The sequence below is a fragment of the Streptomyces sp. SID5643 genome, from assembly GCF_009872555.1.
GTDB lineage: Bacteria > Actinomycetota > Actinomycetes > Streptomycetales > Streptomycetaceae > Streptomyces > Streptomyces iakyrus.
In genome coordinates, this window is the sequence record NZ_WWIC01000208.1 from 1 (window position 1) to 12,080 (window position 12,080).

11 protein-coding genes and 3 pseudogenes are annotated in these 12,080 nt (G+C 70.1%); 6 read left to right on the plus strand and 8 right to left on the minus strand.

Going from position 1 to position 12,080, the window contains the following annotated elements; all coding sequences use genetic code 11:
- Window positions 1–808, minus strand: a protein-coding gene (locus GTY56_RS23535) for an IS5 family transposase (RefSeq protein ID WP_161367322.1) whose coding sequence is annotated in 2 segments (ribosomal slippage) — window positions 1–466 and window positions 466–808 — 809 coding nt annotated over the 2 segments. Because the reading frame shifts where the segments join, the coding sequence is not laid out codon by codon here. This gene is flagged as partial in the annotation.
- Between the two features lie 89 nt (window positions 809–897).
- Between GTY56_RS23535 and GTY56_RS23540 the strand changes: the two genes are divergently transcribed.
- Window positions 898–1,706 (plus strand): IS5 family transposase gene (locus tag GTY56_RS23540; RefSeq protein WP_524540132.1). Its coding sequence is split into 2 segments (ribosomal slippage): window positions 898–1,234 and window positions 1,234–1,706, totalling 810 coding nucleotides; the frame shifts between segments, so codons are not numbered across the junction.
- Here the strand turns inward: GTY56_RS23540 and GTY56_RS23545 are convergent.
- From GTY56_RS23545 to GTY56_RS40760, 5 genes and pseudogenes are all read right to left on the minus strand, one after another.
- Window positions 1,703–2,236, minus strand: a complete 534-nt coding sequence (locus GTY56_RS23545) for a CbrC family protein (RefSeq protein ID WP_161367323.1) — start codon at window positions 2,234–2,236, stop codon at window positions 1,703–1,705. The two genes, GTY56_RS23540 and GTY56_RS23545, sit on opposite strands and share 4 nt — an antisense overlap.
- Before the next feature lie 538 nt (window positions 2,237–2,774).
- Window positions 2,775–3,107, minus strand: a pseudogene (locus tag GTY56_RS40755) (hypothetical protein); the annotation flags it as partial.
- A 296-nt stretch (window positions 3,108–3,403) separates the two neighbouring features.
- A complete protein-coding gene (locus GTY56_RS23550) occupies window positions 3,404–4,042 on the minus strand; it encodes a Cap15 family cyclic dinucleotide receptor domain-containing protein (protein ID WP_161367324.1) in 639 nt (212 codons plus the stop codon).
- Window positions 4,043–4,044: 2 nt separating this feature from the next.
- Entirely contained in the window at window positions 4,045–4,950 is a 906-nt protein-coding gene (locus GTY56_RS23555; protein WP_161367325.1) for a nucleotidyltransferase domain-containing protein, read from the minus strand.
- A gap of 291 nt (window positions 4,951–5,241) precedes the next feature.
- Window positions 5,242–5,406, minus strand: a pseudogene (locus GTY56_RS40760) (DUF4291 family protein); the annotation flags it as partial.
- Between the two features lie 96 nt (window positions 5,407–5,502).
- Between GTY56_RS40760 and GTY56_RS23565 the strand changes: the two are divergent.
- Window positions 5,503–5,971: pseudogene (locus tag GTY56_RS23565) on the plus strand (nuclear transport factor 2 family protein).
- 68 nt (window positions 5,972–6,039) lie between these two features.
- Window positions 6,040–7,605, plus strand: coding sequence for an apolipoprotein N-acyltransferase (gene lnt, locus GTY56_RS23570; protein WP_161367327.1), 1,566 nt, complete (start codon window positions 6,040–6,042; stop codon window positions 7,603–7,605).
- Here lnt and GTY56_RS23575 read toward each other — a convergent pair.
- Together GTY56_RS23575 and GTY56_RS23580 are read right to left on the minus strand one after the other, a co-directional pair.
- On the minus strand, window positions 7,529–8,434 hold the full coding sequence (locus tag GTY56_RS23575; protein ID WP_161367328.1) for a Gfo/Idh/MocA family oxidoreductase: 906 nt from the start codon (window positions 8,432–8,434) through the stop codon (window positions 7,529–7,531). The two genes, lnt and GTY56_RS23575, sit on opposite strands and share 77 nt — an antisense overlap.
- 13 nt (window positions 8,435–8,447) lie before the next feature.
- A complete protein-coding gene (locus tag GTY56_RS23580) occupies window positions 8,448–9,629 on the minus strand; it encodes an FAD-dependent monooxygenase (protein ID WP_161367329.1) in 1,182 nt (393 codons plus the stop codon).
- Between the two features lie 81 nt (window positions 9,630–9,710).
- Between GTY56_RS23580 and GTY56_RS23585 the strand changes: the two genes are divergently transcribed.
- From GTY56_RS23585 to GTY56_RS23595, 3 genes are all read left to right on the plus strand, one after another.
- A complete protein-coding gene (locus GTY56_RS23585; RefSeq protein ID WP_161367330.1) occupies window positions 9,711–10,301 on the plus strand; it encodes a TetR/AcrR family transcriptional regulator in 591 nt (196 codons plus the stop codon).
- 43 nt (window positions 10,302–10,344) lie between these two features.
- Window positions 10,345–10,857 carry a DinB family protein gene (locus GTY56_RS23590; protein WP_161367331.1) on the plus strand — a complete coding sequence of 171 codons (513 nt, stop codon included), beginning with the start codon at window positions 10,345–10,347 and terminating at the stop codon, window positions 10,855–10,857.
- A gap of 113 nt (window positions 10,858–10,970) precedes the next feature.
- Window positions 10,971–11,504 (plus strand): hypothetical protein, encoded by a 534-nt coding sequence (locus GTY56_RS23595; RefSeq protein ID WP_161367332.1) that lies wholly within the window; start codon window positions 10,971–10,973, stop codon window positions 11,502–11,504.
- The last annotated feature ends 576 nt before the right edge of the window (window positions 11,505–12,080 follow it).

Genomic DNA, 12,080 nt, shown 5'->3' on the forward strand with positions numbered 1-12,080 from the left:
AGGCGGACGAGTCGCTTGTAGCAGCAGAGAGCGGCTGCGAGTCCGAGGAAGGCCAGGTAGTTGCGGGGATCGCGTTCGTAGCGAGGGCTCAGGCGTCGGTAGCCGGAGAGCCAGGACATCGTCCGCTCGATGACCCAGCGGCGGCGCCCTAATCGTTCGCTGGATTCGACGCCTTTGCGGGCGATGCGTACTCCGATTCGCTTCCATCGGAGCCATCTGCGCAGGTCGGCGCGGTCGTAGGCTTTGTCTGCGTGGAGGCGCTGGGGCTTGAAGTACCGGCCGCGATGAGGGTCGTGTCTCGTTTGGTGACCCTCGATCATGGGCTTCAGCCCTTCGCTGTCGTGGACGTTGCCAGCCGAGACGCCGACGAGAAGGGGCAGTCCGTTCGCGTCCGACAGGATGTGCATCTTGGAACCCGGCTTGCCCCGGTCCACGGGGCTCGGACCTGTGTGTTCGCCCCCTTTTTAGCCCTGACATGGGCGGTGTCGAGGACGACCCGGGTGACGTCGATGAGGCCGGAGTCATCGAGCTGGTTCAGGACCGCTTCGTGCAGGCGGCCCCAGACGCCGGCTCTCGACCAGATCAGGAACCGGCGGTGGGCGGTCGACTTCGATATCCCGAAGCAGGGCGGCAGTTGGCGCCAGGCGCATCCGCTGACCAGGATGTAGATGATGGCCGCGAAGAGCGTCTCATCAGGTGTGTCCTGCGTTCCGCCGCCCTGCGGCCGCACCTTCGACGGCGGGATCAGCGGCTTCGCGATCTCCCATAGCCCGTCCGGAACAATCCAACTCCACGTACTCCGCCCCATGAACGGCTCAACGTCCGCCTCACCACGTAGGACACGGTCTTACAGGCCATCTCATTTGGCGTGTTCGATAGGTTGCTGCGGTGGGGATCATTGAGCGGCTGGTGCCGGATGAGCTATGGGAGTTGTTCCAGCGGGTGGTGCCGGAGACGCCGACTCGTCCGCAGGGCGGAGGCCGGCGTCGACATGGTGACCGCGAGGTGCTGGCTGCGATCGTATTCGTGGCCACCTCGGGCTGCACCTGGCAACAGTTGCCGTCCGCCTCGTTCGGGCCGTCGGGAGCGACAGCTCACCGGCGCTTCACGGAGTGGTCGAAGGCCAGGGTGTGGGCAAAGCTCCATCGTCTGGTCCTCGACGAGCTCGGTGCCCGCGGCGAGTTGGACTGGTCCCGCTGCGCGATCGACTCCGTGAACATGCGAGCCCTGAAAAGGGGGACCTGACAGGCCCGAATCCTGTAGACCGGGGCAAGTACGGCTCGAAGATCCACTTGGTTACCGAACGGACCGGTCTGCCCCTGTCCGTCGGCATCTCCGGCGCGAACACGCACGACAGCCAGGCCCTCATCCCGCTGGTGCAGGGAATACCGCCGATCCGGTCCCGACGTGGTCGACGGCGACGCAGGCCCGGCAAGCTCCACGGCGACAAGGGCTACGACTACGACCACTTGCGACGATGGTTACGCAGTCGTGGGATCACGCCCCGGATCGCACGCAAGGGCACAGACTCCAGTCAGCGGCTGGGCCAGCACCGTTGGACCATCGAACGCACTATGGCCTGGCTTGCCGGATGCCGACGTCTGCACCGGCGCTACGAACGCAAGGCGAGCCACTTCCTGGCCTTCACCAGCATCGCCTGCACCCTCATCTGCTACCGACGACTCGCCCAAACAGACGGCTTCTAGGATGCGTCGGCGTAGGCGAGATGGGTGCCGCAGACGGTGCAGCGGAAGAGCATGGCGGTCGCTCCGCCGCCCAGGTGGGTCAGGAAGTGCTCAAGCTGGTTTGCGTCGTGCCAGCCGTCGAGGCGCATGTCGGTCCGTAGCTGGTCGAGGGCTTCGGGATGCGCCGCCAGCTCGGTGTATCCGACTTCGCCCACGAAGGCGGCCGCTTCCTTACAGTGGACGAGCCAGTGCGGGTCCTGCCAGGCATGGAAGCCAGGGGTGCGGCGGGTGACCTCGTGCAAGACCTCCTCGCTGACACCGTCGAGCCCGTAGGAGTCATTGAACTCACCCGCGAAGCGTTCGGAAGCGCTTCCGTCTGAGATACACCACGGGCAGAAGCGTCCGTTGACCTCATGTGCGGTGTAGAACGTGGCCGTGTAGATCCAGCCCGTGTTGCGTTTGCAGCAGGCGCACGGCTCAGCGGCCGCGCGGATGGACCCGCTGGCGAGGGGATCGGGGTGATAGCGGAAGAAGGGCAGGCTGGCACTCATCGCCGGTTACCGATCTGCTCCCTGGCGGCCATGCCTACTGATCCCATGGAGAGCAGTCTGTCCGCGAGCGGGTCCCTGATCAAGCGCGGCGTCGGACTCCTCGTGGCCAGCCAATTGAGACAGCTTGTTAGGACACGCGGTGATCTCAGGCGTGCGAGCTGGGTCCTCTACTGGGGCCGAACCAAACTCCTTGCCGGTGTCGAGTCCGTGGGACACCCAAGGGGGGATGCGCGTTCCGTGGTCGCAGGTGTTACACCACCACTGCTCGCTGTTGGTCCGCCGGTAGCCGTTGGTGCTTCCGCAGTGGCGACAGCACATCGACGGTGTCATGGGACTCCTTCCCCCAATATCCCATGCGATTTCCGCGGACAAGTCTACGTTCCATACAACGCTTCACAGTCAGGGCATGCGTTCTCGGTTGGCGAGATGGTCGGCCCACGGGCCCTCGCCCCACGTTCTTATCTATGCCCACGAGGCAGCGCCCAGAGCAGTCACCACACTGCGTTCCCTTTGGCAAGCCCAACGAGCCGAACCCTCGGGTATGCAGCCCTCCGCCGAAGAGCCCCGCGAGGCGTACGCGGCTCCCGGTGATCGGCCCCAGTCCGGGGCAGAACAGATCGGCGACCGCGTCGGGGGTGCTGTCCCCGGGGTCGGAGTCGCGGTCCGTGGCGATCTTCTCCCCGGTGACGGAGTCGAAGAGACCGTGACCGTCATGGGAGACGACCATCACCAGATCGTGGTCGCTGTCGTGATGCGTCGCGAAGCCGATCCCGAGAAGCCCGCCGACAGGAACGCCGTATGTGTACTCGAAGACGGGTCGCCAGCGGCCTGGCGCAGGCACCACGGGGGCCGAAAGCAGCCGGTCCCGCATCGCCCGCTGGTACGCCGAGAGAGCCCCGGCTCACCCGTCGGCCGCTTGACTGAAGCGTCCACTTCGTCACGGCTCCATGATCCACACTCCGGCAAGCTCGCCCAACGGGTTTGATGCCATCCAGAGCTGAGACACCGGCCCCTTGCAGGCTGTGAACACGGCTTGATGACCCATGTCAAGCAGCGTTCACCGCCCTCTAGCAATGCTGATGGCCACGCACCCTCCCTCCATGCAGGCCTCCACTCATTTGAGGTTGACAGCGCACCGGGTAACCGGCCTCCTCGGGCAGGGCTGAGTCAGCTTGTGGTGTGCTCTGGGTCTGCTGCTTGGACTTCGGCGAACGTGGCGTAGTCAGTGGAGCGGTTGAGCAGGGTGAAGTCCATGTCACCGGCGGTGAACCGGCTGGTGTAGTAATACCCAGTTGCTGCCCGGGGGTTCAGGCCCGCGACGGAGATCCGGCAGGCTCCCTCGTGCCGGGGGCTGCGGTGCTGGTGCTCTGCGCGGGGCGTGTTGTCGTAGAGGAACCCGATCTCTGCGGTACCGGAGTTCTCGGGGGAGCCGATGGTGGCGTTGCTCGACCGGGATGTGCTCTCCTTAGTGCGGAGCGTGGCGTGCAGGCTCCAGAAGGTCTGCTCGACCGTCATGTAGGTGACGATCGGACCCCGGTTTCCCCCCTCTGGTATTCGGCTGTCCGGACTTGGGGACAGCATCACGCGCCAGGTCCCGGTGACCCAAGGGCGAGCGGTGAAACGGTGAATGACGGGCCAGCGCCAGGCCCACTTGTCGAAGACGATGACGCCGTACCCGACAGCTGCCGGAATGTAGGCGAACAGGTACCGGAACTGCGACGGGTACAGGCCCAGCAGGATCAGGATGACCGTGTACAGGGTGGCTGCGATGGTGGCGCCGATGCGTACGGTGGTGGCTGTACCCATCGTCAGTCCTCGTAGCCGAGGTAGTGCCAGGCACCTTCGATCAATTCTCGAGCGTCCTTCTCGCTCCACTTCTGGCCTTCGCCGAACACCTTCTTCATCCCGTTCGGCTCCCACATACGTTGAGGACCGAAGAGGGACGTGATCTGCCGATAGACCTCCTGCAAGCTCGCGCGGACCGCGTCATCGAAGTCGCCGGCGAGGAGGACGTGGTCCGGCACGTTGTAGATCAGGCACTCGGAGAAGTACGAAGGCAAGGCCTTGATCACGCCCTGGGCCGCGAGGTCGTTCTCCACGTTCTTCAGGACCCGCACCAGGAACTTGTACCGCAGGTTGGTGTTGGTGTTCTTGGTACGGCCGTTGGCCAACTGGAGTTCGGGCCAGTTGATGACCTTCTTGCCGTTGCGCCCGTAGACGACGCTCCCCACGTACTCGCCCCCGGGCGCCGCGAAGTCGTACTTCACCCACTTGAAGCACGGCACAACGTCGATGCTCGGACGGCTGCCCGCGACCTCGGGGACGTAGAAGGCGAGGTTGTGGTCCGCGTCCACCCACCCGAAGTAGTCGGTGAGTGCCGCGTGGACCTCCTCACGAAGCTTCGCCTTGGTCCACGGCCCCCGGTACCCAGCGGGTTGACCAAACCACCATTCCGCCATGCCGTCGGTGCGAAAGGGGTCGTTGAGCTTGACCATGATGTCCACGTCACTGTCGCCGCGGACGTTGGTCTTGTTGGGGTAAGAACCCTTCGCCGCGACTGTGATGTCTAGCCCTTGGAAGGGTCCGTGCGCATTGACGGCCTCCTTCACCATGCGCTCGGCCCGCTCTAGCCGAAGTCGCTCTGAAGGGCCCGGCGGATTCCTCCACTTGTTGATCAGAGCGATCCGCTGCGTTACCGACAGCCGTCTTGCCATGAGCCCCTCCCCACCTCTCGACCTACACCGCGAACAGCGTACGGGCGGGGACTGACAAACCGATCTACGGCAGACTCACCCGCCCGAAGCTCCTCGGTGGCTCAGGGATGACGAGGTACAACCCAGCTCAGCGGTCTCCTACGGAATCAGGTTGAGGCCTCGCTGGCGACCGGCTTCGACCCGGCTACCACTACCTCCGACACGCCCCTTCGACATCCGGCGCAGCTGCGTCTCAGGACCCACTGGCATGTGACGAACCAGGACGGGCCGACGCGTAGGAGTCTGTGAACGCGGCTTGATGACCCATGTCATGCGCTCCCGCTTCCAGGCCGACGGGAAGCGGCCCAGGCGAGCGGCGGGGACGCCGATCTCCCGGCGGTAGGCCTGGTAGACGGTGATCGTGGAGTCGGTGTGGCGGGCGCGCACCCGGAATCTCGGTTCGTGCAGATCGTTCACGGAGGACAGGCTGGCCTCCCACGGCCCCCGGCGGCCACCGAATATCGCGCACGCGCAGCTCTTGGCCCCTGCTCCGCCATCCCCGACACTGAGCCGATGGCGCACCGCGTGGAGCTCGCTACCGTGAGGGACCGGCTGGCCGTCGACGGGCTGATCACCGACTGCGCGGTGGCGGTCGACGACGACGACCCGGAGCGTACCGGGGGCTTTTCGTCCCTCAAGGACGGGCGGACTACCGCTCGGCCGGCGGCGTCGAGGGAGAGGCCCGGGCGGTCGCCGCATGGCTCGCGCAGAGGCTGCGGCCGTTCCCGGTCCGGCAGCATCTGATCGTCAACCGGCGGGTGCGCTTCGGGGTCCGGGAGCAGGCGACCGGCGACACGGCCGAGGTGCAGGCCGACTACGTCAATCCCCTGGCCACCGCGGGGCCCGCTCCGGACTTCGTGTGCGGTGGCCGGTACGCCTTCGCGGCGTGCGCACGGACGACGGCCGGCGGCTGAGCGGAGTCGTCGTGCGGGAGAAGTGGCGGCGCCTTCCCGAGCCGCGGACCACGCCTGTGGTCAACTGACCCGGCGTCCTGTGTCCTAGATCGTCCGCAAGGCGCACACTGGAGGCACCCGCGGGTAGGAGGCGCCTATGAAGACGCTCGGCCACTGGCTCGCCTCCCCCTGGCGCCGCTCGGCCGCCGCGGCGGTCGCGGGTGCCCTCCCCGTCCTGGCCTTCCCCGCGCCGTCCCTGTGGTGGTGCGCCTACGCCGCCCTGGTCCCCTGGCTCCTCCTGCTGCGCACCGCGCCGACCGGCAGGCGGGCCGCGTACGACGGCTGGTGGGGCGGCTTCGGCTTCATGCTGGCCATGCACCACTGGCTGCTGCCGAGCCTGCACGTGTTCACGTTTCTCATCGCCGCCCTGCTGGGTGCGCTGTGGGCACCCTGGGGCTGGCTGGTACGCCGTCTCCTCGGAGGCCTTCCCTCCCTCGGGCAGATCACGGTCGCCCTGCTGGTCCTGCCGTCGGGCTGGCTGGCCGTGGAGCTGGTCCGCTCCTGGCAGGGGCTCGGCGGCCCCTGGGGCATGCTCGGCAGCAGTCAGTGGCAGACCGAGCCCGCGCTGCGGCTCGCCTCGGTGGGCGGGGTATGGCTGCTCAGCTACCTGCTCGTCGCCGTCAACGTCGCGGTCGCCGTGCTCGTCGCGGTCCCCCGGGCCCGGGTGCCCGCCGTGGCCGGTCTCGTCGCGACGGCCGCCGCCACCTCCACCGCCTGGGCGTTCTCGCCCCGCCCCGCCGTCGACGGCCGGGTCCGGATCGCCGTCGTGCAGCCCGGCGTCATCGTCGGCCCGGACGGCCGGTTCGCCCGCGAGGAGCAGCTCACCCGCCGGCTCGCCGGCCAGGACGTCGACCTGATCGTCTGGGGCGAGAGCAGCATCGGATTCGACCTCGACGACCGGCCCGACCTCGCCCGGCGGCTCGCGGACCTCTCCCGTGCGACGGGCGCCGACATCCTGGTCAACGTGGACGCCCGGCGCTCCGACAAGCCCGGCATCTACAAGAGTTCGGTCCTGACCGGGCCCGACGGCCTGACCGGCGAGCGCTACGACAAGATGCGGCTCGTGCCCTTCGGCGAGTACATCCCGGCCCGGTCCCTGCTCGGCTGGGCCACGTCCGTCGGCAAGGCCGCGGGCGAGGACCGCAGGCGCGGTTCGCAGCCGGTCGTGATGAACGTCGGGGACGATCTGCGCGTCGGCCCGCTGGTGTGCTTCGAGACCGCTTTCCCCGACATGACCCGCCACCTCACCCGGGAGGGCGTCGACGTGCTGATCGGCCAGTCGTCGACGTCGACGTTCCAGCACAGCTGGGCGCCCGGGCAGCACGCGTCGCTCGCCGCGCTGCGGGCCGCCGAGACCGGCCGCCCCATGGTGCACGCGACCCTGACGGGCGTCTCGGCCGTCTACGGCCCGGACGGGCAGCGCGTCGGATCGTGGCTCGGCACGGACGCCTCCGCCGCGCGGATCCACGACATCCCCCGCGCCCACGGCACCACGCCCTACGTCCGCCACGGCGACTGGACGGTGCACGCGGCGATGCTGATCCTCGCCCTGTGGGCCGTCGGCGAGGGACTGCGGATCGTGCGGCTCAGGCGGTCCGCTCCTGAACCGCCCGTACCACCCGCTCGCACAGTTCATGGGTCTCCAGCGCGTCCCGGGCGCTGAGCACCCTGCCGGTGCGGACGGCGTGGAGGAAGGCGAGCACCGCCTGCTCGATCCCGCGCTGCCGGGCCACCGGCACCCAGTCCCCGCGCCGCCGCACGGTCGGCTGGCCCTTGTGGTCGACGACCTCGGCGAGGTTGATCACCTGCCGCTTGGTGTCCTGCCCGGACACCTCCAGGATCTCCTCGGCCGAACCGCTGAGCCGGTTCATCACGCCGAGCGCGGTGAAGCCGTCCCCGGCGAGCTGGAGCACCAGGTGGTGGAGCAGCCCGTCCTGGACGCGGGCGCGCACGGTCACGTCGTCGATCTCGCCGGGCACCAGGAACCGGAGGGTGTCGACGACGTGGATGAAGTCGTCGAGGATCATCGCGCGGGGTTCCTCCGGCAGCCCGATGCGGTTCTTCTGCATGAGGATCAGCTCGCGCGGATGGTCCGCGCACTGCGTGTAGCCGGGGGCGTGGCGCCGGTTGAAGCCGACGGCGAGGCTCACTCCCCGCTCCTCGGCGAGCGACACCAGCCGCGCGGAGTCGTCGATCTCGTAGGCGAGCGGCTTGTCGACGTACGTCGGAACGCCCGCCTCCAGCAGCCGCGTCACGATCTCCGGGTGCACGAGCGTGGGGGCGTGCACGAACGCCGCGTCGAGGTCCGCCGCGATCAGGGAGTCGAGGGTGGTGTGCCGCCGCTCCGGCGGGACGTGCAGGCCGTCGGCGACCCGGTCGAGGGTGGCGGGCGTACGGGTCTGCACGTGCAGTTCCACCCCGGGCTGGAAGGCGAGGACCGGGAGGTAGGCCTTCTGCGCGATGTCGCCGAGTCCGATGCAGCCGACCTTCACGGGGTGATCTCCTCTAACGGTTGCCTGCCGGGGTCTGCTCGGAGCATACGGCGTCCGCCTGCGGGGGCCGCCAGTCGGCGATGCCGTCGAAACCGCGCAGGACGAGGGCGGGACCGGCCTTCGAGAGGGTGGCCATGGCGGCGTCACGTACGGCGATCGCTGCGCGGTTCGTCATGAGGTTGAGCCGGGCGACCCGCACGGCCCGGCGTGCGACAGCGGTCGTGCGGGGCAGCCGGGCGGCGGTGTAGGCGGGCAGGTCGTCGCGGTGGTGCGCGAGGACGATCGCGTCCTCGATGGCCTGGTTGCCGCCCTGGCCGAGGGTCGGGGGCATGGCGTGTGCGGCGTCGCCGAGCAGGGCGACCCGGCCGTGGTGGTAGGCGGGCAGGGGTTCGGTGATGTGGTGGACGTCGTGGCGCAGGACGTCCTCGGGCCGGGCGGCGGCGAGGACGGCGGGGATCGGGTCGTGCCAGTCGCCGAAGCGGCTCAGCAGCTCGGCCCTCTCGTCGGGCGCGTGGCCGCCGGCGGGCGTGACGGCGGCGGCGTAGGCGTAGACGCGGCCGTCCTTGAGCGGGTGCGTGCCCCAGATCCGGCCCCTGCCCCAGGTCTCGTGCGAGGCGAACTCGGCGGGCACGGGGATCACGAGCCGCCAGGCGGTGAAGCCGGAGTACACGGCCCCGGGGTGGGCGGGGAAGAGGGCGTGGCGTACGGCGGAGCGGATGCCGTCCGCCCCCACCACCAGGTCGGCCTCCAGCACCTCGCCGCCCGCGTCGACCCGGGCGGGCCGGTCGGGGCCGCCGCGGTCGGTGAGGGTCGCGGCGGTGTCCGTGCGGATGGCGTCCGGCGGGAGCCGGGAGGCCAGGCTCGCGATGAGGGTGGCGCGGTGCAGCAGGACGAGCGGGCCCCCGTAGCGCTCGGCGGCGGCGTCGGCGGAGGACCGCGAGAGCCACCGCCCGGAGGGGGCCCGCAGTCCGCCGTCCCCGGACCAGGCGGCGAGGTCGCGGATCTCGTCGCCGAGTCCGATGACGTCCAGCGCGCGCAGGGAGTTGGGCGCGAGGGAGATCGCCGCGCCGACCGGCTCCAGCGAGGGGGCGCGCTCCAGCACCGTGACCCGCAGGCCGCGCCGGTGCAGGGCGACCGCCGCCGTCAGGCCTCCGATTCCGCCACCGATCACGACGGCATGCCCGGGTTGTGTCATGGCCCCTCCTCAAACGCGACTACACCTGTAGTGACGCCATCGACGTTACTACAGCTGTAGTCGGACGGGTAGCGTGACCCCATGTCCGTACGCACCGCCGGCCCCTCCCGCTCCGACCTGGTCGCCGACACCGCCCTCGCGCTGCTCGCCGAGCGCGGCATGCGCGGCCTCACGCACCGGGCAGTCGACGAGGCGGCCGGGCTCCCCCAGGGCTCGACGTCGAACCTCGCGCGCACCCGACAGGCCCTGCTGGAGCTGGCGGTGCGGCGCCTGGCCGATCGCGAGGCCCGGGTCCTGGCCCTGCACGAGATGCCGGAACCCGGGGCCGGGCCCGGCCCTCTGGCGGACGCACTGGCCCTGGCGGCCCACCGGGCCATGACGGGCCACCGCGCACTCACGCTCGCCCGCTACGAACTGGCCCTGGAGGCGACGCGCCGCCCCGAACTGCGGGCTTTCTTCGACGCCACCGGCGCCCGCTTCCGCGACCAGCTCGCCGCCCTGGTCAGCGGCTTGGGCTCGACCGACCCGGCCCGGCACACCTTGTCGCTGATCGCCTGGGGCGACGGGCTGATGTTCAGCTGTGTGGCGGGGTCGTTCGGCGCCGAGGTGCCGAGCCTGGAAGAGGTGCGGGCCGGGCTGCGGGAACTGCTGGAGGGCATGCTCGGGGGCTGAAAATCTTGTGGTGCGGCGGGGGAGGCTCGGAAAGGATGCGTTCATGACGAACGAACGCCAAGAGCCCTCCACCACCGCCGACGAGCGCACCATGCTGGAGGGCTGGCTGGACTACCACCGCCAGACCCTCGCCTGGAAGTGCGAGGGTCTGACCGACGCCCAGCTCCGCACCACCGCGGTGGAGCCGTCCGAGCTGAGCCTGATGGGACTGGTGCGGCACATGGCGGAGGTGGAGCGAGGCTGGTTCCGCAAGGTTCTCACCGCCGAGGAGGCCGGCCCGATCTACTACACCGAGGAGGATCCGGACGGCGAGTTCCATCTCTCCGAGTCCGACACGTGGGAGGAGGCCTACGCCACCTGGCAGTCCGAGATCGGGACCGCCCGGCGCAACGCGGCCCGCTTCGGCCTCGACGACATCTCCGAGGGCAAACACCGCCGTACCGGCGAGCGCTTCAACCTGCGCTGGATCTACACGCACATGATCGAGGAGTACGCGCGGCACAACGGCCACGCCGACCTGATCCGCGAGCACGTCGACGGCGCGACCGGCGACTGACGTCACCCCCGTCGCGCCGGCGCCCTCCGTACGGGGCGCGAGATCACCCGTGCGGGGCATCCTGCGCCAGGTCCGAGACCCCAGCGAGGGCCGGACGCACCAGAGTTGCGCGGGTGCATCGAACGACGACCACAGCGACGCTCCTGCTGACCGTGGCGGTGTCGGCCCTCTCCGGCTGTACGACGGCGGTCCCGCACCCTTCCGCGCCGGGGCCCTCGTCGGCACCGTCCCGGCCGTCGGCGCCGGAGCGGGAGGACGAGGCGGAGACCCAGATCGTGCAGGCGCCGGCCCGCGAGGCCCTGCTGCTCATCGAAGAGGCGTCCCGCCGCCCGGAGCCGGTGACGCCGACGACCCGCCCCGCCGCGCCTCCGCCGGCCGCACCGGAACCGGGAATGCCGCAGCCCGGCCACCGCGCCCACCGCCCCCGCCCCGCGCACCCGGAACACCCGGAACACCCCGAGCCCACCCGGCGCAGCCCCCAGCGGTCACACGCCGGCCTCCCCGATGTTTCGGAGTCGGTACGCCAGGACGTCGACAGGAGCGTCCCGAAGGACAACGCGGACGTGTGCGCACTGGGCAGGCGCTACGGGGGATGGCGGGCGGACAGCCCGGAGGCGACGATCTGCCGCGACACGTACGGGCGTTGAGAACATCGAACCGGCCCCGGCCGGGCGCCGCCACTGAAACGCCGGGGCACGAAGGCGGTCGCCGTGGAGCCACCGGCTCGTCAGGCACGTCGGCTTCAGGGCCACTGGCCTGTCGGCGCGGTTCTCTCCGGGACTGCCGGCCCGCCGGTCACCTCGACACGGTCACCGCCCGTCAGGCCTCGTCAGCGGTCACCTCGACACGGTCACCGCCCGTCAGGCCTCGTCAGCGGGATTGCCCCCAGGGCAGACGCGTCTGGTTCGCCGACGCCGGCTCCCAGAGCCGTCGGCCCGTCGAACCGTCGGCGGGGCCGCCCCAGGACCGCTGGGTCGGGTCACCAAAGCGGTCGCCTCAGGCCTGCCGCCGCGGCAGGCCGCCTGCCCGGTCGCCCCGAGCCGCCGACACCGCGGGCGTCGGCACGAGCGCCAGGACCGCTGACGCCTCGGGCCCGTCAGCGCGGGTCGCCCCAGGGCTGCCGGCCCGCCCGGGCCCGGCGGGGTCACCTCACGGCCACTGACACGTCGGCCCGTAGGCCGGGCCGCCCCACAGGCCGCTGACGCGTCGGGCCCGTCAGCGCG

Excerpts from the sequence above, each read along its gene's own strand:
- GTY56_RS23555 (WP_161367325.1), bottom strand. The coding sequence starts at position 4,950 with ATGGCAAGACGGCTGTCGGTAACGCAGCGGATCGCTCTGATCAACAAG.
- GTY56_RS23590 (WP_161367331.1), top strand. The coding sequence starts at position 10,345 with ATGACGAACGAACGCCAAGAGCCCTCCACCACCGCCGACGAGCGCACC.
- GTY56_RS23580 (WP_161367329.1), bottom strand. The coding sequence starts at position 9,629 with ATGACACAACCCGGGCATGCCGTCGTGATCGGTGGCGGAATCGGAGGC.
- lnt (WP_161367327.1), top strand. The coding sequence starts at position 6,040 with ATGAAGACGCTCGGCCACTGGCTCGCCTCCCCCTGGCGCCGCTCGGCC.
- GTY56_RS23585 (WP_161367330.1), top strand. The coding sequence starts at position 9,711 with ATGTCCGTACGCACCGCCGGCCCCTCCCGCTCCGACCTGGTCGCCGAC.
- GTY56_RS23545 (WP_161367323.1), bottom strand. The coding sequence starts at position 2,236 with ATGAGTGCCAGCCTGCCCTTCTTCCGCTATCACCCCGATCCCCTCGCC.
- GTY56_RS23550 (WP_161367324.1), bottom strand. The coding sequence starts at position 4,042 with ATGGGTACAGCCACCACCGTACGCATCGGCGCCACCATCGCAGCCACC.